The organism is Ekhidna lutea, from assembly GCF_900188325.1.
GTDB lineage: Bacteria > Bacteroidota > Bacteroidia > Cytophagales > Cyclobacteriaceae > Ekhidna > Ekhidna lutea.
Map to the genome: position 1 here is coordinate 22632 of NZ_FZPD01000003.1, position 22929 is coordinate 45560.

The window sequence follows — 22929 nt, forward strand, 5'->3', positions numbered from 1 at the left end:
ATTGCCTAATTTTTGTTCTAATTTGTGAGAGATTGTTAAGAAGATGGATTCGAGTACGATAATTAGCCGTGTAAAGGATTATGCTATCGAGGTGCTATCGAAAAAGCTCCCTGATAATATGACGTATCATTCAATTAATCACACACTTGATGTGGTTGATTCGGCTGAGGAGATTGCTGCCAAACAGAAAATTAAGGGTGACGATCTCGAGATCATTCAAATTGCTGCATGGTTTCATGATTTGGGTTATGCCAAGGGGTGTGAAAATCATGAACAAAATGGCGCCAATATGGCGAGAGAATTTCTTAGTGGGCTTAGCTACCCACCCGAAAAAATTGAAAAGATTGAGGGCTGTATTATGGCCACTCAAATTCCTCAGAGTCCGAAAAATAATCTGGAAAAGATTCTATGTGATGCTGATCTGATGCATCTGGCACACCAGGATTATTTTAAAAAGGCTGATTTACTTCATAAAGAGATAGAAACAACCAAGTTTTGCAAAATTCCGGAAAATGAGTGGTTGCGAATGAACCAGGAGTTTCTCGATAAACATTGTTTTTTCACGGAATACGCAAGAAAAAATTACGAAGTAGCGGTAAAAGAAAATCTTAAAAAGGTTAGAGACCGCTTAAAATCATGGAAGAAAGCGAAAAAGTAGAAGAGCTGGAAGGCAAGATTTCCAAGCTTAAGAAAAAGGTAAAAGAGGCAAAGGAACTCAAGCCAACCAGAGGCATTGAGACGATGTTTCGCACGACTTCCAAAAACCACATGGAATTGAGCGCTATAGCTGATAACAAGGCGAACATCATGATCTCAATTAATTCCATCATTCTTTCAGTACTCGTTTCTGTTTTGATACGGAAGCTGGAAGAGTATCCACACATGACAATTCCAGCTGTGGTATTGACTTTGGTATGTCTGACTACCATTGTATTTGCAGTTTTGGCCACAAGGCCAAATGTGACTTCAGGAAAGTTTAAACATGAGGACATCATCAATAAAAAAGCGAACCTGCTTTTCTTTGGCAATTTTCATCGAATGAAACTGGATGATTATAAGTGGGGGATGACAGAAATGCTAAAAGATGCCGATTATCTATATGGCAGCATGATCAAAGACATCTATTTTCTGGGAGCAGTGTTGGGCAAGAAGTATCGCTTACTCAGAATGAGCTATACCATCTTTATGTTCGGGTTTGTGCTTTCAATACTTGGCTTCATTATCGCGGAGCTTTTCTTTAAATCTCCTTATCCATATTGATTGAGGAGGTATTCATAGGTTGCTACCTGTGCTCTCACTTCTTTTTCCACTTTCGGTCGCTTGTTAGCCAATTTTTGTGAGAGCCAAACCCCTTTGACATCATCTGTCCATTGAAACTTCAGAAAAGAGAGCAATTCTTGTTTCATACCGTCTTCCTGGATCGGGAAGCAGACCTCAACCCTACGGTGCAGGTTTCGATTCATCCAGTCTGCTGAACCAAGATAAACTTCTTGCGCCCCATCATCATGGAAGTAGAAAATTCGCCCATGCTCCAGGTAGCGGTCTACTATTCTTTTCACTTTTAGGTTTTTGTTGGGAACCAGACAGCAAATACTTCGAACAATCAGCTTAACGTCTACACCTTTTATGCTCGCCTCATAAAGTTTATTAATCAGTGTTTGCTCTTGTAGGTTGTTTACTTTGATAATGATTCTAGCCTCCCGACCCGCCTCGGCATGAGCGATTTCCCGGTCTATTTTTTCTAGAAATCTCTCATATGCTCCAAACTGAGAGACGATCAGCTTCTCAAAAGGAGGAGGTGTGTATTTTGTTAAGAGGTGTTGAAAAACATTCGAAAGCTCTCTGGTCATGTCTTCATTGATGGTCATCAATCCATGATCGCAGTAAATTTCCGAGGTTTTTTCATTGAGATTTCCTGTTCCAAAGAAGCCGTACATTTTATCTCTTTTCTTCACAAGAGCTACCTTGGCATGTACCTTTAATCCCGGTAAGCTGTAAAGCACTTTCACCCCTGCAGCTTTCATTTTTTGGGCCCATTCCAGATTATTTTGCTCATCAAACCGAGCTTTTACCTCCATGAATACTGCTACTTTTTTCCCATTGTTAGCTGCGCTAATCAACGCTTCAGCGATTACAGAATTTTTTGCCATCCGATAGAAAGTCACATTAATCTCTGTGACATCCGAGTCGATGGCAGCTTCATTGAAAAACTGTAAAATGTAATCGTATGATTGATACGGGAAGTGCAGCAGGTAATCCTGGCTTTCAATGCACTTAAAAATGGATTTGGTTTGATCCAGGCTTTTGACAGAAATGGCTGGCTGGTCTCTATAGATGAGCTTGTCATCCTTGATATTAATCTGAAAAAAATCGTTCAAATTGTGATACCGTCCACCTGTGATCATATCCTCCGACGAAAGCTTAAGCTTATCCGCAAGTGTGGTGAGCAACGCATCATTCATTTTGACATCAAATAGAAATCGAGACGGAATACCCAGATTCCGCTTGTGAATTTGCTTTTCTATTTTTCTAACCAGGTTGCCCTCAAATTCATCATCGATTTGCAGGTCTGCATCTTTGTTGAGTTTTATCGAATGGACATCATCCGCTGTTACGCCAGGGAATAAGCTATCCAAATGCATTCGGATAATATCATCCAGGAAAACATAATAGGCCTTCGAATCAACTTTGTAACTGGCGAACCTTCCAAGTTTGTCAGTTGGGATTTTTAGAATATAAGAGCCGGAAGTTTTGGTTTTAAAAGTCAGGTAAATAGCCTGATTATCTAAAAACAACTCGTCTTTCTTTTCTATATGAATAGGCCTGAGATAGGCAGAAACCTTTGTTTTGAAATAATGAAGTAGCTGCGGTTCAAGCTCAGCTGGAATTTCGGAAGTGTGAGTGCAAATGCAATGACCAGCTTCATTTAACGATTGAATGGTCGATTGAAGAGCTTCTCCATACTCTTCCAGCTGATGGCTGACTTCACTGTGGATTTGCTCTAACAGTGCCCCAGCATCAAAATCAAGACGTTTATTAATCTTCTTTTTATCAATTTGTTTGATGTTGCGAATATTAGCAACGCGTACCCTGAAAAATTCATCCAGATTGGAAGAGTAAATAGCAATGAATCTCAATCTTTCAAGCAATGGGACTGATTTATCCATTGCCTCCATCAGTACCCGGTAATTAAACGATAGCCAGCTTAAGTCTCGATCAAAGAGTTTCACTAAGCCAATTTAATAATTTCCATTTCCTGATCTATTCCTTTTAGCTTCACATTACCCAGTGAGGTCCCATTTGATGACATATGTTTGACGTCATTGTAAAAGTTTGAAGATACTAACCACGAGCAGTTGTAGTCCTTTGTGAGCTGCTCAAGTCGTGCTGCTGTGATAACCGGGATGCCGGAGATTGAGAATTGCTGACGTGTACTGTTACCAATATTGCCTGCTATAATTTCTCCATTATGAATCCCTATTCCGACTTTGATTTCTTCATTCCAGTCGGACTTGTTCATGGCGCTTATCTTGGACAGAATATCCCGTCCTGCTTTAAAAGCATTTTCAGGCGTATCCCCATCTTCCGAGGCAAAAGAAGCCATTAGGCCATCACCCATGATCTGGTTGATCATTCCACCATTGTTATGAATGCAATCCATAATAGGCCCGAAAAATCGATTCTGAAATTCATTCACGTCTTCTGGAGAGAGTAGCTGCACCCGCTGGGTAAAGTCTCTGATATCTAAGAACAGAACTGATGCTTTAATCTTGAAACTGGCACCACCGGCTTCTGTTAATGCCTGAACTACCTCTTTGGATACTTGCTTGCTAAACAACGATTCAATTTGGTCTCGTTCCTCCTGAGTTTTAATCGAAACTGTAAGCCTCTTACTTAACTCGCTTGCAACAAGTCCGGCACAAGTACCGGCAATTAGAAACATAATTGCTTTTGTGTAGTAGACAATGGATGGAAGCATGGATGCAGTATCATACGTTTCGAACGTCCAATAAATAATTATGACATACATCATCGAAATTAATGCCCCATTCATGAAGCTAATCCAAAAATTTAAGTAGAGGGCGGAAACGATAATTATTGGAACGAAAATGAATATAAGCGGAGAGTCTAGAAAAATTCCATTGCCTTCCCATTTAATAATAAAATAGAGCCAAATGAAAGGCACAATCGAATCTGAAATGACCGAGTAATATTTATACCAAATTGGAAGAGGTTTTTCACAATCTGCGATCTTTCCAACCATCCATCGCGAGATTAAAAGTATTACAATGAATCCTGCAGAGGTATAAACTCCTAGCTTTATACTCCTTTCATCCAAAAAAGTATCTGAAATTGTAGTTGGAAAGAAGATCATATTGGTCAATAGCAAGACCAATCCAATAACCAGAATGCCGATAAAAATTTCCAGCCTTCGCTTTTCGGTTTTGACAATCTCAAGATCAATGCATTTTTCTAGCTCTTCTATTTGCATGAAGGTTTTCCTTTTGGCAGGATAAAGGTAATTTTAAATAACGCCGCAAGTAATAAGGCGAATTATACTTGAGTTGGTTCCCGATTAAAGGATTTGTTTTATGAATATACGGTTAATTTCTGAGGGAGATTTCGAAAAGTTATTTCATGCGTTCAAGGCGGCTTTCACAGATAATGCTGTTAAACTTCAGCCTACCCGTGACGAATTTTCCTACCGCATCCACAAAAAATTGAAGTTCAACATGGATATTTCAGCGGTTGGTTTTGATGGGAACGAAATGACTGGCTTCATACTTCACAGTTCAAATCTCTATCAAGGCATCCCAACTGCTTATAATGGTGGTACTGGCGTTTTACCTGGCTTTAGGAACCAAAAAATGGCAGAAAAAATGTATGAATTTCTGATTCCAAAAATTCAAGCCAAATTCCTCGCCAGGATTTTATTAGAGGTTGTTGAAGGCAATCAAAAAGCCATATCACTGTATGAAAAAATAGGATTCACTTTTAAACGTAGATTTCATTGCTATAAGCTTACCGAGACATTCAAGCTAGATTCGGACATCCTGATTACAGAAGGTAAAATATCGGAAGTGAATTTCAACTTCAATGATTTTGAACCATCATTTATTGACAGTTCCGAACATTTAAAAATAGGAAATGAAAAGGTGTTACTTGCAAAAGATCAATCGGAAGTCATCGGGTATGTAATCATGCAACCTCATTTGGGCCGAATCTCCCAATTAGCCGTTAGTGGATTCCATCGTAGTAAAGGCGTTGGGGAAGCACTCGTAAGTGCGGCTCAGGCTGCTGCTAAAAAGCCGCTTACCATTATGAACATTCCGGATGATGAATTTGGGTTCGATGCATTTTTAAAAAAGTGTGGTTTTCAAAATCAGGTCAATCAATATGAAATGGAATTGATAATTTAGGTGATGCTTTTTTCACACCTCAAAAAAACTACCAATGGACAACTGAGCCTTGATCAGGATTTAGAGGTAAGCCGGTTTTCAACCGACACCAGAAACCTGACCGGGCATCCTTCCGAAGTATTTATTGCAATCAAAAGAAAACGAGATGGACACGATTATATCAAAAATGCAATATCAAAAGGAACCAGGAATTTCATTGTGTCTAGTGATATTGAGGTTGCCGATGTAAACGTCCTCCTGGTATCAGACACCTTAAAAGCGTTCCATCAAATAGCATATCATCACAGGAAAAAATTCAAAATCCCACTTATAGGCATTACTGGGAGCAATGGAAAAACGATAGTTAAAGAATGGCTCTCGACCATTCTTTCAGAGCATTTTTATGTGGTTAAAAGCCCCAGAAGCTACAACTCACAGATAGGGGTTCCAACTTCTTTAATGGAAATCAAAAAAAACCATGAGGTAGGGATATTTGAGGCCGGCATTTCTCAAAAAGGAGAGATGGAGCACTTACAGAAGATAATCAATCCAACGTTAGGAGTTTTTACCAATCTGGGGCATGCGCATGATGATGGTTTTGATTCGTTAGATCAAAAACTAGAGGAAAAGCTCGCTCTTTTCTCCAATTCAGAAAAAGTAATATGCCGAGGAGATACCAGTTACTTCGCCAAAATACAGAAACAACTTGGGGATAAGCTTGTGTCATGGAACCCAGATGGCACTGGCAAATACAATGTGAAGTGGAACCCGCATTACATCGCAGTAAATAGTTATAAGTTCCAAACAGAATTCAGTGATCCATCACAATTAGAGAACTTAACTCATGCCATTGTAGCAGCGCTTGAAATGGGTCTTGCACAAGATGAAATCCAGCGTGGTGTCAACCTAATTGAAAACGTGCCCATGCGTCTTGAATTGAAGGAGGGGATTAATGGATGCTACCTTTTGGATGATACCTACAACAACGACGTGATAGGGTTAAAAGTAGCGCTTGATTATCTTGAATCTCATCAGCAAAACAGCAAACGAACGCTCATTCTCTCCGATATTCTTCATTCCGGTTTGCCGGATGAAAAGCTTTACAAAGACGTGTCAGATCTGTTAAAATCAAAATCAGTCGATCGGTTAATCGGAGTGGGGCCTAGAATCTCTGCAGCCGAGCATGTTTTTCAGATAGAGCGAATATTTTTTGATAGCACTGATGCCTTATTAGCGGATCTGCCTGATTTCAAAGATGAGATGGTGGTAATCAAAGGAGCACGAGATTTTGAATTGGAACGTGTCACTCAAAAGCTTGAGGAAAGGAGTCACGGCACAGTACTCGAGGTGAATTTTGAGTCACTACAGTATAACCTCAATCAATATAGAAATTTACTCAAGCCAACAACAAAGTTGATGGTGATGGTGAAAGCCAACGCATATGGTAGTGGATTACTTGAAGTAGCTAATTTTCTTCAGCATCAGCGAGTAGATATGCTAGGTGTAGCCTATGTAGATGAAGCCATCCTTCTACGCAAAAACGGCATTCATATTCCAATCATGATTATGAATCCACACATTGCAAGTTTTGACCAATTTGAAAAGTATGACCTGCAAGCAGAGATATTTAGTTTCTCTTATCTAAATCGTATGATGAGGGATACTCAAAAGCCACCAAAAATCCATTTGAAAATTGATACCGGAATGCACAGATTGGGTTTTGCAAAAGATCATATTCTACAACTGACCGAAAATTTGAAAAAGCATCCTGACCTGATTGTGGAAAGTATTTTCACCCATTTTTCCAGCTCAGACATGAAGTCGGAAGATACATTCACCAGTCTTCAGGCGGAAGAATTTGATGATGTATACAACCAGATAGTTGACGCGCTTGGATACCAGCCAATTAAGCACGCTTGTAATTCGGCGGGGATGGTTCGGTGGCCTCAATATCACTATGATATGGTGCGTCTTGGAATTGGGTTACACGGATTTGATCCTTCCGGAGAGCTGAGTTTACGCCATTCAAGTCAACTAAAAACGGTCATTTCTCAGATTCAACATTTGAAAGCAGGTGATACTGTTGGTTATTCGCGAAAAGGGAAAATTGAAAATGACAGTAAAATCGCAATCATTCCTATCGGCTATGAAGACGGATATTCCAGAATTTTTGGAAACGGTCGAGCTCATGTTCGTGTCAATGATATACTTTGCCCTACAGTTGGTAATGTTTGTATGGATATGACCATGATTGATGTGACTGATGTTGATGTTTCAGAGGGAGATGAGGTCATTATTTTTGGAAACAATCCAGAGATCAGCGATCTGGCGAAATGGTCTGATACCATTCCTTATGAAATTCTCACGAATGTTAGCAACAGAGTTAAAAGAGTATTTGTATCTGAATAATTAAAGAAGATGAAAACCAAGACTAGCATCAAATTACGAAATGGATTTTATGGGTTTTTATGCATTGGGGTGGCTCTGTACGCACTTTCACATCTCTTCAGGGTAGACTTTTATTCATTCAAAATGAATGGAATTTCCACAAGCTCAATTTGGAGAACAGCCTTTCATTTTCACTTTATTGGAGGAGCAGTGGCGCTAGCGATTGGCTGGACACAATTTTTGAAAAACTTTCGATCCACGCATTTAAAAACACATCGAAGGCTAGGGTATGTCTACATCACAGCTATTCTTTTGATTAGCTCTCCTGCTGCTTTTTACATGGCTCTTTATGCCAATGGCGGATTCAATAATGTGGTTGGCTTTGGGATGATGGCGCTGTGCTGGTTTGGTTTTACAGCAATGGCATTTGTAAAAATCAAGAATAAAGACTTAGATGCCCATGAGCGATGGATGATCAGAAGCTTTGCGGTAACACTTGGTGCCGTTACGCTTCGAGTTTTTATGCCAATAATGATTATATCAGGTGTTTCTCCTGAAGAGGCATATCAGGTGATTGCGTGGTTTTGTTGGGTTCCCAACCTTTTTGTTGCAGAGTATCTCATCAGCAAGAAGTACTTAGCCGCCGCATCCTAGGTTTTTACTAAAGTCCAGGTCTTCAGGAAATCCTCCATGATCATTCTCTTCGTGGTTTTCCGTCGGCTTTTCTTCTTCCTTTTCGTTCACTTTTTTAGACTTCTTTTCCATTTGTTCAATTTACATCTTTCAAGATATAACCATGAACAGATCAGTAAGGTTATCTTTGCGGCATGCCTGCAAAAGACATTACCGACCTGAAAATTGGCGTACTTGGAGGCGGTCAACTTGGCCGTATGATGATCCAGTCTGCCATCAATTACAACCTGGATATTTCCATTTTAGATCCGGACGAAAATGCACCTTGTGCTCATTTAGTTAAGCACTTTTCCGTAGGGAAGCTTACAGATCATGATACGGTTTATAAGTGGGGTCAAAATTTTGACCTCATCACAATTGAAATAGAAAATGTAAGTGTTTCTGCCCTCAAGCAGTTAAAAAATGAAGGAGTCACCGTTTACCCTCAACCGGAAATCATCGAACTGATACAGGATAAACGAAAGCAAAAGACATTCTATAAAGCCAATCGCATCCCAACGTCTGACTTTGTACTCACTGAAAATGCGGCTGATGTAGCCAACCACCAGGACATGCTTCCAGGAGTAAATAAGCTAGGTACAGAAGGATATGATGGCAGAGGCGTGCAGATGATACGATCTGAAGCTGATTTGCCTAAAGCATTTGACAAACCCGGACTTTTGGAGAAGTTGGTTGATTTCGAGAGAGAGCTAAGCGTGGTAGTTGCCAGAAACGAAAAAGGTGAAATGGATTGTTTTCCGGTAGTTGAATTGTCCTACCATCCCGAACAAAACCTAGTGGAGTTCCTTTTTGCTCCGGCCCAAATCTCTAGTGAGAACGAGGAAAAGGCCTACAAGCTGGCAAAAGATGTCATTGAAAAATTAGACATGGTTGGACTACTTGCCGTTGAAATGTTTTTAACAAAAGAGGGGGACGTGCTGGTAAATGAGGTGGCTCCTCGCACCCATAATTCCGGTCATCATACGATTGAAGCTAATCGAACCTCGCAGTTTGAGCAGCACCTCAGAGCCATACTCAATATGCCTTTGGGGTCCACAGAGCTAATTACTCCTGCAGCGATGGTCAATCTTTTAGGAGAAGATGGATTTACAGGAAATGCTCAATATGAAGGAATGGAGGAGTGCATGGCAATGAATGGAGTTTATGTGCATCTTTATGGAAAGAAATTAACCAAGCCTTTCAGGAAAATGGGGCATGTGACTATCACTGATGACTCTATACAAGATTTAAAATCTAAGGCCAGAAAGGTCAAAGACACACTTAAAGTAAAAGCATAATGGCAGCACCAAAGGTTGGAATCATCATGGGAAGCAAATCAGATCTTCCCGTCATGCAGCAAGCAGCAGATATTTTAGATGATCTAGGCGTTTCTTTTGAATTGACGATTGTTTCTGCTCACCGCACCCCTCATCGAATGGTAGAGTATGCCGAAGGCGCACGATCAAAAGGGTTGCAGGTAATTATTGCCGGTGCAGGCGGAGCAGCTCACCTCCCTGGAATGGTTGCCTCGTTGACCACCTTGCCTGTAATAGGCGTACCGGTTAAGTCTAGCAACTCGATTGATGGTTGGGATTCGATACTTTCGATTCTTCAGATGCCTGGAGGGATTCCGGTGGCAACAGTAGCACTGGACGGTGCAAAAAATGCCGGAATATTAGCTGCTGAGATCGTAGGAGCGACTGATAATTCTATTGCTGATAATCTTCAACAGTATAAAGACGGCCTTAGAGATAAGGTAATGGAAAGTGTTAAAAGCCTGGAAAAATAGTGCTATTCCTCTGCCGGAAGCTTCTCCTCAATAATTTCTTCAGGTGTTTCGTCTTTTGGAAACATTAGAGACAAGACTATGGCTAGTACTAATGCCCCGATAATTATGCCGAAGGATAGGTATATAGGTACATGAATATCGAATATCTCAGCCAGCATTTTAGCTCCAATAAATATCAGTACGACTGACAAGCCCTTTTGTAAAAGGTAGAATTTGTCCAGAACATTGGCTAACAAGAAGAACATAGCCCTAAGACCCATAACTGCAAAAATGTTTGAGGTATAGATCACAAACTCATTCTGCGTGATTGCAAAAGCTGCTGGTATTGAGTCTACCGCAAAAATTAAATCTGTTGATTCGATTAGAATAATTACAAGAAATAATGGAGTAAATAGCAGCTTACCTTTTTCACGAATCCAGAATTTTCCATCCTTATCAGAAGTACTCATTGGAAGTACTTTTTTTGCCGCCTTAAGTAGCGGATTTTTTTCCGGCTCCAGCTCCATATCATCTTCTTCACTAAATAGCTTGATCCCGGAGTAGACAAGGAATACACCAAACACATACAATATCCAGTGAAATTCTGCAATCAGTAATGCTCCAACAAATATGAATACTGCTCTGAATACAATTGCTCCCAGGATACCCCAGAAAAGGATATTGTGATAATACTCCTCTTTGACATTGAAATATCTGAGGATGAGCAAAATCACAAAAATGTTATCAATAGAGAGTGCCTTTTCAGTTATATAAGCGGAAAAGAATTCCAAGGTTGCCCCCGATCCTTCCCCGTAGAAGTAAATGAGAGTTCCATATCCGACCGATACGAGCACCCAGAAAATAGACTGTTGTAATGCTTCTTTTTGAGAAACTTTCTGGTGCTTCTTGTGAAAAACACCCAGATCTACAATGAGAAACAGGACTATAATAACTCCAAATACTCCAAAGAGTAATCCTTCATTTTGACCTGTAAATAAATTAAGCAGCATTTTTAATGGCGATTATTCTTTATGAGGGCGCAATCCAAATTAAGCAATAAACCACAAATAAAGAAAAAATTAATCGATATCGGTGGAGAAGTTTTCTACTTAATGTCCCATAAAGAAGATAAGCCAGATAATTATAAGGACAGGAAGCAATATGGGAATAGAATACTTTACAATATAAGAGAAGAAGGAGGGCATTTTAATACCTACTTGCTCAGCTATAGACTTAACCATAAAGTTTGGTCCATTGCCAATGTAAGTGAAGGCTCCAAAGAATACCGCACCTAGTGAAATGGCCATTAACGAGAGCAGCGACGATTTATATTCATCGTTGGCATAGGCTATCACTTCCTGAATGTTATTTACATCAGCCCCAACGCTTGCCATAGAGGCGGTCAGGAAATTAACATAGGTAGGAGCATTATCAAGGAATCCACTTAAAAGACCTGTTCCCCAGTACAATGTACTCGGACGAATCAGTTTTTCACCTTCTGGTGATTGAGCGAAATCACTAACAAGCTCAAGAGCCGGCATCATTGTAAAGAAGATTCCGATGAACAGAAAAGCTACTTCCCTGATTGGCTCAAAGCTGAACTCATTTCCCTGAATGGCTTGGAGGTCAGCATACTTAAATGATCCAAAAGCTGCCAGAAGCATTATAATTTCTCGGATGTATGAGAACTTCTGGCCTTCATAAACAATCCCTGGAACCCAGTCAAAAACATTCGGATCAAGGAATACGGCTCCAACAACTATCGCTAGCCAAATAAAATTTCTTTTTCCAACAAGGGATACTTTACCAGTTGGTTCTTCCAGTTCATCTTCCTCTCCGCGCATTAAGGCATAATTGGTTTTATTCCTAATGTCGAATAGATAGAAGAATACTAAAAGAATAATACAAGCTATGACCCATGGTACCAGGTTATGAATTAATGTCCACTGAAATGGGATACCTTTCAAAAACCCCAGGAATAATGGTGGATCCCCGATAGGGGTAAGTGATCCGCCCACATTACTCACAATAAAAATAAAGAATACAATATGGTACGGTTTAATCCTGTTTTTATTGAGCCGGATAAATGGTCGAATCAGAAGCATGGACGCACCGGTTGTTCCTATGATGTTGGCAATAACTGCTCCTATTGCCAGGATAATCACGTTGGTCAATGGATGAGCATCTTTATCCACATTAATCAGAATACCTCCCGATGCTACGAAAAGTCCCGCTAGCAGTGCAATAAACTGCACATATTCAGCACCTGAATGTATAGGGGCATGTACATTATGAAGATAGAATAAGTAATATGTACAAACTATGATTGCCAGAATGACTGATATGACCGGATAGCTTTTATGCCAGAAGTGAGGGTAAAATAGCGGTCCTGTTGCAATCATCAATAGTAAAATCACAAAAGGAGCTACACTCCACATTTTGGGCTTTTCGGATGCATGACCGCCCTCCACATCATGATCCATTGTTTGATGCGTTTCCTGTTGCTCTTGAATAGGAGCACTGTCATTAGCAAATGCAAATGACAGGGTGCACACAAATATTAAAGCAACAAAAACTCTTCGAATCATGCTTAGGCGTAAGTGAATAATACTAAAGTTATCATTAGCGCAGACAAAAACAAACCTACACCAACTTATACTAGCTTATTTAATGAAATATTAAAGGCGGTTTCAGCAAGGTTTGCACGGGTATTATTTTCTTTATGTACTGCCTGCAACGCATCTCCTATCGTTTTTGAGCAGTCATTAAAAATATCCGCATCCGTTAATACGTCGTTATTATCAGGATCCATTAAGAATGCAAAAGTTCGTGCCATCCCACAATTTGCAATAAAATCCGGGAGCAACGAAACTTTCTTATCCACAAACTCAGCAATCGGCCCGTAAAAAATTTCTGTATCGTTGAATGGAACATTAGCTCCACATGAAACCACTTCAAGATCATTGTTGATCATAGATTCGGCCTGGTCTCTTGAAACAAGTCTTGATGCGGCTGCCGGAATAAATATCTCGGCACCCATAGACCAGACCTCTTCGTTTATTTTGTCGAATGGAATTAAATTATCAGCAACCAGCTTGTTTCCGTCCTTGTCGTGGAATAGCATCTTGATATCATCAAGTGTGAACCCATCAGGATTCATTAATCCACCTACTCGGTCTATAATCCCAACTATTTTTACTCCATACTTAGCCAGATACAAAGCAGCGGTAGATCCTACGTTACCCCAGCCCTGAATAATGGCTCTTTTCTCTGAGATATTTCCTCCCCAGATTTGATAGTAATGACGAACCGCTTCAGCTACACCATAACCGGTGATCATATCTGCTACTACATATTTTTTTGGTGAGTCAGGGATGTATTCCTGATCCTCCAAAACTTTTGATACGCCTTGTCTCAATCGACCAAGCATATGAATTTTAGTTGGCTTTCGGGGATTATAATGCCCATTAACAATCCCTTCCTGAGGATGCCACAATCCAAAATCTTCCGTGATCGGAATTACTTCATGAATTTCATCTACATTCAAATCACCACCTGTACCATAATAGTTTTTAAGCAGAGGATAGACAGCATGATACCACCTTTTCAAAACTCCTTCTTTTCGAGGATCATTAGGATCGAAATTGATTCCAGACTTGGCTCCTCCGATTTGGGGACCGGAAACCGAAAATTTTATTTCCATTGTTTTGGCCAGTGACTCAACTTCACGCTTGTCCAGCCCTACGCGCATTCGGGTTCCCCCACCTGCAGCACCACCTCTCAATGAATTAATTACAACCCATCCTTCCGCGTCAGTTTCAGGATCCGACCATTCAAAAACAATCTCGGGCTTCTTATCTTCAAATTTCTTTAGGAGTTCTTTCATCTGTAGTGATTAAATAATTGAGGCCGCAAATCTAATCATTAAGGAAGATGTATCACACCGGAAGATGAGTCTTTAGCAGCCCCGGTAACAGAAGCAAGCACATTAACCTCATTCCTGAATCTTTTTAATGCGAGAAATGCGAAGATTAGTGACTCCTTAAAGTCAATAAGTTTTGAATCAGGTATGATGACTTCCCATCCTTTTAATTCACTTTCAATTTTAGAAATAAGGAACTCATTAAAGGCTCCCCCACCAGTCACCAACAGTTTCCCAGGTGATGGGTCCTCGAGTGATTGATTGATTTGTTCAGCTATTATTTGACAATAAGTATATAGACCATCAGTGGGATCAACAGGATCGAGTAGGCTTTGATTTATGAAATGATTAGGAAGTGATTTTGGAGGAGATTGGTGAAAAAAGTCAATTTTTGAAATTGCTGAATAGAATGCTAAATTCATCTGTCCTTTTTCAGCCAGCTCACCTCCTTGATCGAAAGACTTTCCAAGCTTGTTTGAAAAATAATTGAGGACCTGATTGCAGGGGCAAATGTCCCATGCGGTCTGACTTTCCTTGAGAGAAATATTTGCGATACCCCCAAGGTTCAGACACGCATCATACCCCTCGAAAAGAGTAAAATCCCCAAAAGGAACCAGTGGAGCTCCCTGGCCACTATTTTTCACATCTTCGGTTCTGAATTCCGTAACTGTAGGCAGTTTGATTATTTTGGCAATAATGTCTCCTCGACCCAGTTGCCAGCTGATTTCATCTTCTGGCTTGTGTATGAGCGTATGCCCATGAATGCCTGCCAGATCAATCTGCTCAATGTCATTCTTAAAACGGCTAACCTTTTCTCCGATCCAATTTCCAAATTCAACATCTATGCTTTCCTGTTCGTCTCTATCCAGTCTGTGAGCATTTTTTAGCCGACTGAAAATTCCCTTGTCATAAAAAATAGTTTCACACTTCTTTAGTTGGTAGTTCCATCCTTTTGGCTCTATACTGAAAACCACATGCGACAGGTCCAGTCCATCCATAGATGATCCGGCCATTGCCCCAATTACAGAATAGGATGATTTTTTCATTTCCTTTGCAGTTGTGGACGAAAAGATAGAAGTATTATTGGTTGATGTGGGTAATAGCTCCATCAAAACTACAGGTGCAGTGGGCGGAACCTTTCAAGATACCAAAACATGGACGCAGTTAGCTGATGTTTTAGATCATTATTCCGGCCAACCAATGATGGTTTCTTCAGTGAAAAAGCTGGATCCCAATCTGGAAGGCAGAAAAAATACCACAATTTTATCTCATAAAATCCCTCTTCCAATAACACTGGATTATGAAACTCCTGAAACGCTTGGTGCTGACCGAATAGCTGCTGCAGTGGGTGCACATGAGCTATTCCCTAATAACGATAATCTAATTATAGATATGGGTACATGCATGACTATCGATTTACTTGATAAATCAGGTGTTTTCAGGGGAGGTATTATTTCTCCAGGATTGAAAATGCGCATGACATCCATGTCAAGATATACAGATCAGCTTCCGGATATTTCCGATGAATGGCGGGAAATTCATTCCGGAGAGCTAGGTAAAACCACAAAAGAATGCCTTTTCAGTGGGTCTTTTTGGGGTATTATTCATGAAATAAATGGCGTTATCAAGACTTTAAGTAAAGATTTCACAAGTCTTAACATGATATTAACAGGTGGGGATGCACATTTCTTTGAATCCAACCTAAAAGCTCACATCTTTGCTGGCTCAAAAATTGTGCAGAAGGGTCTATACCGAATTTGGAAGTATCAGGAATAATGAAAAGGATTTTAGCAGGGGTTGCCTGTTGTTTTATTTTAGGGCATCTAGCTCAGGCACAGTCAGTATACTCATTCCAGGGTCTTGGCAGCCTCAATCATCAGGGTATGCCAAACAATGTGGCCTATGGTGAGGCGGGTATCGGATCACCAACACTCTGGCATATCAACACACAAAATCCTGCAAATCTTATCTACAATACATTTAGCACTTTTCAAGTAGGCCTTGAAATTGACAGAAGAAATTTTACTGGGGAAGGTGTTTCAGGTTCAGATACTGAAGGTGGCTTGCGGTTTTTAGGGTATGCTTTCCCAATTATGCCTGGTAAGTGGTCTTCTTCTTTTGGCATCCTTCCATATAGTTCGGTCAATTACAATACATTCTCAGAAGGGGATGTAGAAGGTACAAATGGGACGGTGCAGCAGATTTCAGACAATAGAGGAGAGGGTGGTCTTACCAACTTTTACTGGTCCAATGGCTTTCGAATAAAAAATAAATTGCTGGTCGGTGTTCGTGCGAACTACACTTTCGGCTCAATCAAGAAAACTTCAACTATTTCACTGGGTGGTACTGACGTGCCAGTGAGTACAGCTACCTATGAGGAAATGGAATCCTACTCTGACATTAACTTCTTATTTGGTCTGGGCTACAGGCATAAACTGTCGGATGAGACATTCTTTAACTTCGGCGCTACATTCTCTCCTAAAAGCCCACTCAACGGCAGTTCTGAACTATCATTGATCAGACTTTCTAGTGGTGGATCAGAGCTGGAACGGATAGAAGTAGGTACTGAAAATATAAAGTTTGATCTCCCTCAAACTGTTGGGTTTGGCTTCTCCTATCAGAAGCTTAATAATTTCACTCTAGGATTTGATGTGGAAGCAAATAGCTGGGGATCTGCAGGAAGCCCGTCTGATTTATACAACAATTCTCTCAAAATAGCAGTAGGAGGAGAGTACACCCCAGACTATGATAACGTCACTTCTTATTGGAAGCGCGTCAAGTATGCAGCAGGGTTTAACTATCATAAGCTTCCATATATCGTAAATAATCAGGCTCTTACTGATTTTGGTATTAATTTTGGTGCCTCTTTACCAGTAAGTGGCTTTTCAAGTCTGGATGTTGCCGTTAAGGTGGGTCAACTTGGAGAATCTACGAACGGATTAATTAAGGAAACCTACTTTAAGGTTGTTATAGGGGCAACCATAAATGACAGGTGGTTCATAAAAAGAAAGTATGACTAGCAAATAGTGAGTTATGAAGATGATTACTAAAATACTCGGCGCAGCTTTTTTCCTATCACTCGCCATAGGGGCCAGCGCTCAAAATGGGTGGAACTGGGGAGAGCAAGTAGACATTGCCAAAGAAAAGAATGTCTTGTATACGGACGCTAAGAAAGCCAAAAACTATAAGGCAGCATTAGAGCCTCTTAATTGGCTACTCGAAAACACTCCGGATCTCAACCCTTCCATTTATATCAATGGAATTGATATTTATGAAGAGTTGGCTAAAAAGGAAAGTGATCCGGCAAAAAAGCAGGAGTATATCCAAAAAGGTTTAGACCTTCATGATAAGAGAATCGAGAATTATCCGGATGATGAGGCAGATATTATAGAGCGAAAGGCCATCTATGGGTATAGTTTCTATAAAAAGAATAAGGATAAGTATTTTGATGTCCTTCAGATTTTTCAGAAAGCCTTTGAAATGAATGGGGCTGATATGAACAGAGGAGCCTTAGTGGCTTATATGGATATGGTTTATAAAAACTATCTCTATAAGAGACTTACTGATGAAGAGGTAATCAACACTTACTCAGGTATCTCAGAAGCGCTTTCAGAACAACGAAAGAATGCAAGTGAGTCAGAAAGAAAGAAAATTGATAATTCATCAGATTTAGTTGACCGTTTACTCACAGCTACCAAAGTTGAAATTAGCTGCGATTTCGTAGAGGAAAAGCTTGGGCCAAAACTAGAAGGTGGTGAGGATGTAAACATGGCTAAGCAAATTTTCCGATTGATGTTAAAAGGAAAGTGTATCGATAGCCCATTGGCATTGAGAGCAGCAGAAGTCATTCAGAATGATGAGCCTACTTATAGCGTAGCTAAATTTTTGGGTCAGAAAAATTCACAGAATGAGAATGACGAGAAAGCAATCGAGTTCTTTCAGGAAGCAGCTTCTCTTACAGATGATAATGTAGAAAAAGCAGAAATGTATGTGAGTATCGCAAGAATTCAGATGAAGAATGGACAGAAGTCTACTTCTAGAAATAGCGCAAGAAGAGCCTTATCTTTCGACCCTTCGCATAAAGATGCTTACAAGCTCATTGGAGACCTTTACATGAGTAGCTTCAATGAATGCAAAGAAGAAAAAAGTCAGGTAAATGATCGAGCTATTTTTATAGCTGCATACAATGAATATAGAAAAGCAGGTCACTCTGCATCTATGGCTGCAGCCAAAGCTCAATTCCCTTCCATAGAAGATATCTTTAATGAAAACATGGAAGAAGGACAATCTATTACTGTAGGATGTTGGATCAATGTTACGGTAGCTCTTGAGCGAAGACCTGCGAACTAATATCATTTCAAAAAGAAACATAGCTGCGGCCTGGAAGGTGATTCCGGGCCGCTTTTTGGTTTTAATACTTTGGGTAATTCTCATTGCCTGTAACCAGCGAAAGGATCTGGTTGATGCACCATTGTATGAAGGTCCTCTTTCATCGATGGATAGTGCCATTACCTTACTTAGCGATTCAGGGATTGTAGTTATGAAAATGAATGCTCCTGAGCAAAGTAACTTTGAAAATGGTGACAGAGAGTGGCCAAAAGGCTTCAACATTGAATGGTTCAATAGTAGAGGACAGGTTACCAGCTACTTTAAGGCCAATTATGTATACTTCACCAAAGAAGACGAACTATATCGCGCCGAAGGGAATGTGATTGTGCGTAGCAATTCAAAAAATGATGAGCTGAATACAGAGGAACTATTTTGGGACCAAAAGGGTGAGAAATTTTACACCGATAAGTTTGTCACAATAAAATCTGAAGATGAGGTACACACGGGCGAGGGAATGCAGTCCAATCAGGACTTTACGGAATACCGAATCTTAAAACCAAGCGGAACGTTTACTCTTGAAGATGACCCAAACCGATCAGATGCAAGGGATATTCCCTTACAGCCTAGACCGAACAATCAATGAAGTTATTTGACAGAATTCTATTTGCATTGATCATTTGTACCTTCGTAATAGGCATAGATCAGGCAATTGTGATTGGCCTTACTGAATCGTACTGGATTTTTATGTTTAGCCTTGCACTCTTATTTTTATATGGATATCGCAAAGGTCAAAGACAAGCTCGCGAGAAGGAGGGCAATAAGAAAACCTCCAAAAAACCTATGAAAAAGAAACAAAAGCATGGATGATCCACTCCCCTATTTGATCATACTAATCTGTTTGTTCTTCTCGGCGTTTTTTTCAGGAATGGAAATAGCGTTTGTATCTGCAGATAAGCTGCATATAGAAGTACTAAAGAAAAAAGGCACGTTTGCTGGTAGAGTTCTAGCCCTCTTCACAGGTAATCAATCCCAGTTTTTGGCTACAATGTTAGTTGGAAACAACATTGCACTTGTTTTATATGGTATCTTCATGGCTAGTCTTTTGGAGCCAGTCATTGCCTCAATGCTTCCGGCTGCTTTTAACTCAGATGTGGTGGTGCTGATCATCCAATCAATCATATCTACAGCTCTAGTGCTATTAACCGCTGAGTTTCTTCCAAAGAGTCTTTTTTTAATCAATCCGGATTTTTCGCTTAGACTCTTTGCTTTGCCTATGGGAGCGATCTATGTCTTCATGTATCCAGTAGTGTTTCTGGTAGTAAAAATTTCAGCCATTTTCATCTGGATGTTCGGTTACAGGCTTTCCGATGAAAAGCCTGTTTTTGGGTTGACTGACCTTAACAACTACATCAAGAACAACATTCTGAATATTAAGGACGAAGAAGAAGCCGAAATAGACGCCAGGATTTTCAATAATGCTATTGAGTTCAAAACCATCAAAGTAAGAGAATGCATGATCCCTCGAACCGAGATCGTAGCTGTAGATGTAAATGACTCAATTGAAGAGCTGAAACGACATTTTGTAGAAAGCGGGCATTCCAAGATCCTTGTATATAAAGAATCGATCGATGAAGTTATTGGCTACTGCCATGCTTTGGAGCTATTTAAAAAGCCTGAAGATATCAAGGCCATTCTTGCAGAAATTCCTATTGTACCGGAAACCATGCTTGCCAATGAGCTTTTAATTCAATTCATCACGGACAGGAAAAGTCTTGCGCTCGTTGTAGATGAATATGGTGGTACATCAGGGTTGGTCAGCATTGAAGATGTGATAGAAGAAATATTTGGTGAAATACGTGACGAACATGACGATGAGTACCTTACCGAGCAGCAGTTAGACGAATTTAACTTCATCTTCAGCGCACGTCATGAGATTGATTACCTCAACGATCGTTATGAACTTTCACTTCCAGAAGGGGAATATGACACACTAGGAGGTTTGATTTTTGCATACCACGAAGATATTCCCGAAGTGAATGAAGTAATTGAGATACCTCCATTTGTCATTACCATTTTTACCATGGAGGAAAATAGAATTGATAAGGTGAAGCTGACGTTGATTAACAAAGAAGAGCTTGTGTAAATGGGAGCCGTTTACGCTTCATTTAAGGTCTTTATGAAGCTGATGCTTCAATTGTATTTTTACAAAATCAAGGTTGAGGGAATCGAAAATATACCCAAAGGAGTTCCATTACTCATCACCCCAAACCATCAGAACGCCTTAATAGATCCACTTCTGGTTGGGACACACATGCCAATACCCATCCATTACCTCACTCGTTCCGATGTTTTTAAATGGTGGATAAAGTCATTTCTAAACAAGTTAAACATGATGCCTATTTACCGAATTAGAGATGGATACGCCAAACTCTCCCTGAACGATGCAGTATTTGCTTCATGCAGAGAGGTTTTTAATGAGAGGGGCTCTGTACTTATGTTCCCGGAGGGAAACCACGGAAAAGAATATTTCCTAAGGCCACTTACAAAAGGAGCAGCAAGGTTAGCACTACAGTCATACGAGGAGGTTGCAGAAGATTTGATGATACTACCTGTAGGGTTAAATTACTTTGAGCATCGAAAACCTAACTCAGTAGTGCTTATCAAGTTTGGAGGGCCTGTAACTGTGGCGGATTATGCACAACAGTACAAAAAAAACCCTGCGAAAGGCCTGATTGCCATGAGAGATGCAATTGCCGAGGCGATGAAAAAAACGCTGGTGATTCCAGAGGAAACGGACGACTATCAGCAAAAAAAAGAGTTGATGTTTCAACAGAAAAATGAGCACCTTTCTTTTTCAGAACTGAAAGCATTGAATTTTTCTGAATCCATTGACGAAAACAGACACCATACTCATCTGCTTGCAAAGATTTTTAACCCCATTCCTTTTCTTATTATTCATCGTGTACTAAACAAAGAGGAGGATGTTGTTTTTCACTCCACACTCAAGTTTGCATTGGGTTTATTTGCATTTCCTGTCTGGTGGATGCTTGTTTTTTTACTTTTATCGTTTTCTGTGGGAATTAATATTGCCACTTTAGCAGTTATAGTAATGGTCTCCGGACTATTCTATAGCTATCAGCGATGATCGAAATTGTCAATTACCTACCCAAACATGCGCGTGCGTTCAAGGAGCTAAACGAGGCATGGATTAATCAGTATTTTGAGATGGAGGAGTCAGATCGAAATATGCTGGATGATCCTCAAGGATATATTATAGAAAAAGGAGGTGCCATACTAATTGCTACCCTGAATGATAAAACCGTAGGCACATGTGCCTTGGTAAAAATGAAAGAAAAGACTTATGAGTTGGCAAAAATGGCAGTTTCGCCTAAAGCTCAAGGCCAGAAAATTGGCTGGAAAATAGGACTCGCAACCATTGAAAAAGCCAGAGATCTGGGAGCTGACACCATTTATCTTGAAACGAATAGTGTATTGAAACCGGCAATAAATCTTTATTACAAACTTGGTTTCAAAGATACGGAAGGTTATTGCTCACCCTATGCCCGGTGCAATGTTCAAATGGAATTGAAGCTTTAGTATCGTCCTTTCAGAAACTTCTTTCGGTCGTAAATAAGCACTCCTTTGCTATCCCACTCTCGAGAGATGTAGGGGTTGAACTTAAAGTTGAAGGGGTCTTCCGGATATACTACCTCTCGCTTTACTCTACCACCATCATAGTACTCTCTCCATAATCCTACACGATGACCGTGTTTGTATTCACCTCTTACAGCCAATGAACCGTCTTCATGAAAGGCCCAATATTCTCCATCTTTTTCACCGAAGTGTACAGGGATAACCTCTCTTAATTTAGTTTTCTTAAAATCGTAGTAAGCGAGCTTAGAATCTTGCGGCCAGCCCTTCCACCAATAGGATTTGTCTTGCAAAATATCATGCCTGTTGAAGCGCACCCATCTGCGATGTTTCATGCCTTTGTAGTACCAGCCTTCTTCTAAAACCTGCTCGCCAAGCATCTTTTTATAGGGGCCATGAAGAACGCCGGCATTTTTCTTGTCCACCCTAAGTGAGTTCATCACCTTCTTTTTCTTGTAGTCATACCAGTAGAAGTCAGAGGCATACTCCGGTGGACCCTCATACTCTTTTAAGACGTTGAATATTTCAAATACAACATCATTCCCAAATCCAGTTCGAGTAAAGCCTTTTCGGGTTTTAATGCCGAAATATACATTTCGTTTTTTCTTTTTTTTCTTTTGCTTGACAGGTTCGATACCTGAATCTTCTTTTGCCTCTTCCTCCAGATCAAGGGTTAGAGGGGTATCATAATCTACCTTAAATATCTCCTCAAGAGATTCACCTTCCTGTGCAAATACAGAAAGCCCCATAAAAATGAGGCTTAATGACAATATCGACTTTATCTGAATTTTCATCCAGTC

23 protein-coding genes are annotated in these 22929 nt (G+C 40.1%); 15 read left to right on the top strand and 8 right to left on the bottom strand.

The annotated features are described in order from the left end of the window. Positions 1-43: 43 nt before the first annotated feature. Positions 44-658, top strand: coding sequence for an HD domain-containing protein (locus CHB71_RS07875; protein WP_089356372.1), 615 nt, complete (start codon positions 44-46; stop codon positions 656-658). Continuing rightward, positions 637-1260, top strand: a complete 624-nt coding sequence (locus CHB71_RS07880; protein WP_089356373.1) for a Pycsar system effector family protein — start codon at positions 637-639, stop codon at positions 1258-1260. Before CHB71_RS07875 ends, CHB71_RS07880 begins: the two co-directional genes overlap by 22 nt. Here the strand turns inward: CHB71_RS07880 and ppk1 are convergent. Both ppk1 and CHB71_RS07890 read right to left on the bottom strand, forming a co-directional pair. Continuing rightward, positions 1248-3230, bottom strand: a complete 1983-nt coding sequence (gene ppk1, locus CHB71_RS07885) for a polyphosphate kinase 1 (RefSeq protein WP_089356374.1) — start codon at positions 3228-3230, stop codon at positions 1248-1250. The genes CHB71_RS07880 and ppk1 overlap by 13 nt on opposite strands. Then, the gene (locus CHB71_RS07890; protein ID WP_089356375.1) at positions 3230-4492 is read right to left on the bottom strand and encodes an adenylate/guanylate cyclase domain-containing protein; all 1263 of its coding nucleotides are present in this window, start codon (positions 4490-4492) and stop codon (positions 3230-3232) included. Before CHB71_RS07890 ends, ppk1 begins: the two co-directional genes overlap by 1 nt. 100 nt (positions 4493-4592) lie before the next feature. Here CHB71_RS07890 and CHB71_RS07895 point away from each other — a divergent pair, with 100 nt between their 5' ends. From CHB71_RS07895 to CHB71_RS07905, 3 genes are read left to right on the top strand one after another with little or no spacing between them, the layout of a single operon-like run. Continuing rightward, the gene (locus CHB71_RS07895; RefSeq protein WP_089356376.1) at positions 4593-5420 is read left to right on the top strand and encodes a GNAT family N-acetyltransferase; all 828 of its coding nucleotides are present in this window, start codon (positions 4593-4595) and stop codon (positions 5418-5420) included. A 3-nt stretch (positions 5421-5423) separates the two neighbouring features. Continuing rightward, positions 5424-7808 (top strand): bifunctional UDP-N-acetylmuramoyl-tripeptide:D-alanyl-D-alanine ligase/alanine racemase, encoded by a 2385-nt coding sequence (locus CHB71_RS07900; RefSeq protein WP_089356377.1) that lies wholly within the window; start codon positions 5424-5426, stop codon positions 7806-7808. A 9-nt stretch (positions 7809-7817) separates the two neighbouring features. Beyond that, entirely contained in the window at positions 7818-8441 is a 624-nt protein-coding gene (locus tag CHB71_RS07905; RefSeq protein ID WP_089356378.1) for a DUF2306 domain-containing protein, read from the top strand. Here the strand turns inward: CHB71_RS07905 and CHB71_RS19085 are convergent. Then, entirely contained in the window at positions 8424-8552 is a 129-nt protein-coding gene (locus CHB71_RS19085; RefSeq protein WP_262485924.1) for a hypothetical protein, read from the bottom strand. The genes CHB71_RS07905 and CHB71_RS19085 overlap by 18 nt on opposite strands. Positions 8553-8614: 62 nt before the next feature. Between CHB71_RS19085 and CHB71_RS07910 the strand changes: the two genes are divergently transcribed. Together CHB71_RS07910 and purE are read left to right on the top strand one after the other, a co-directional pair. Beyond that, positions 8615-9757, top strand: a complete 1143-nt coding sequence (locus tag CHB71_RS07910; protein ID WP_089356379.1) for a 5-(carboxyamino)imidazole ribonucleotide synthase — start codon at positions 8615-8617, stop codon at positions 9755-9757. Beyond that, positions 9757-10248, top strand: a complete 492-nt coding sequence (gene purE / locus CHB71_RS07915) for a 5-(carboxyamino)imidazole ribonucleotide mutase (protein WP_089356380.1) — start codon at positions 9757-9759, stop codon at positions 10246-10248. The genes CHB71_RS07910 and purE overlap by 1 nt, the downstream gene beginning before the upstream one ends. A 2-nt stretch (positions 10249-10250) precedes the next feature. Here purE and CHB71_RS07920 read toward each other — a convergent pair whose 3' ends face one another. The 4 genes from CHB71_RS07920 to CHB71_RS07935 form a co-directional block, all read right to left on the bottom strand. Further along, positions 10251-11237: a TerC family protein gene (locus tag CHB71_RS07920; RefSeq protein ID WP_089356381.1), complete on the bottom strand. Its 987-nt coding sequence runs from the start codon at positions 11235-11237 to the stop codon at positions 10251-10253. A 99-nt stretch (positions 11238-11336) separates the two neighbouring features. Further along, positions 11337-12815: a sodium:proton antiporter gene (locus tag CHB71_RS07925; RefSeq protein ID WP_089356382.1), complete on the bottom strand. Its 1479-nt coding sequence runs from the start codon at positions 12813-12815 to the stop codon at positions 11337-11339. 65 nt (positions 12816-12880) lie between these two features. Further along, positions 12881-14113: a Glu/Leu/Phe/Val dehydrogenase dimerization domain-containing protein gene (locus tag CHB71_RS07930; protein ID WP_089356383.1), complete on the bottom strand. Its 1233-nt coding sequence runs from the start codon at positions 14111-14113 to the stop codon at positions 12881-12883. 38 nt (positions 14114-14151) lie between these two features. Continuing rightward, the gene (locus tag CHB71_RS07935) at positions 14152-15195 is read right to left on the bottom strand and encodes an anhydro-N-acetylmuramic acid kinase (protein WP_179213345.1); all 1044 of its coding nucleotides are present in this window, start codon (positions 15193-15195) and stop codon (positions 14152-14154) included. Positions 15196-15208: 13 nt separating this feature from the next. On the opposite strand from CHB71_RS07935, the gene CHB71_RS07940 reads away from it, so the two are divergent. The 8 genes from CHB71_RS07940 to CHB71_RS07975 are packed head-to-tail and all read left to right on the top strand — an operon-like array spanning position 15209 to position 22075. Further along, entirely contained in the window at positions 15209-15925 is a 717-nt protein-coding gene (locus CHB71_RS07940) for a type III pantothenate kinase (RefSeq protein WP_179213346.1), read from the top strand. Further along, positions 15925-17169, top strand: a complete 1245-nt coding sequence (locus CHB71_RS07945; protein WP_089356386.1) for a hypothetical protein — start codon at positions 15925-15927, stop codon at positions 17167-17169. The genes CHB71_RS07940 and CHB71_RS07945 overlap by 1 nt, the downstream gene beginning before the upstream one ends. A 13-nt stretch (positions 17170-17182) precedes the next feature. Beyond that, complete coding sequence (locus CHB71_RS07950) at positions 17183-18499, top strand: tetratricopeptide repeat protein (protein ID WP_089356387.1); 1317 nt, start codon at positions 17183-17185, stop codon at positions 18497-18499. Next, positions 18477-19121 (top strand): LPS export ABC transporter periplasmic protein LptC, encoded by a 645-nt coding sequence (gene lptC / locus CHB71_RS07955; protein ID WP_089356388.1) that lies wholly within the window; start codon positions 18477-18479, stop codon positions 19119-19121. Before CHB71_RS07950 ends, lptC begins: the two co-directional genes overlap by 23 nt. After that, a complete protein-coding gene (locus CHB71_RS07960) occupies positions 19118-19345 on the top strand; it encodes a hypothetical protein (protein WP_089356389.1) in 228 nt (75 codons plus the stop codon). Before lptC ends, CHB71_RS07960 begins: the two co-directional genes overlap by 4 nt. Continuing rightward, positions 19338-20621, top strand: a complete 1284-nt coding sequence (locus CHB71_RS07965; protein WP_089356390.1) for a hemolysin family protein — start codon at positions 19338-19340, stop codon at positions 20619-20621. Before CHB71_RS07960 ends, CHB71_RS07965 begins: the two co-directional genes overlap by 8 nt. Further along, positions 20622-21623 (top strand): lysophospholipid acyltransferase family protein, encoded by a 1002-nt coding sequence (locus tag CHB71_RS07970; protein ID WP_089356391.1) that lies wholly within the window; start codon positions 20622-20624, stop codon positions 21621-21623. After that, the gene (locus CHB71_RS07975) at positions 21620-22075 is read left to right on the top strand and encodes a GNAT family N-acetyltransferase (RefSeq protein ID WP_089356392.1); all 456 of its coding nucleotides are present in this window, start codon (positions 21620-21622) and stop codon (positions 22073-22075) included. Before CHB71_RS07970 ends, CHB71_RS07975 begins: the two co-directional genes overlap by 4 nt. Here CHB71_RS07975 and CHB71_RS07980 read toward each other — a convergent pair. After that, positions 22072-22923 (bottom strand): toxin-antitoxin system YwqK family antitoxin, encoded by an 852-nt coding sequence (locus CHB71_RS07980; RefSeq protein WP_144017367.1) that lies wholly within the window; start codon positions 22921-22923, stop codon positions 22072-22074. The two genes, CHB71_RS07975 and CHB71_RS07980, sit on opposite strands and share 4 nt — an antisense overlap. Between the last annotated feature and the right edge of the window lie 6 nt (positions 22924-22929).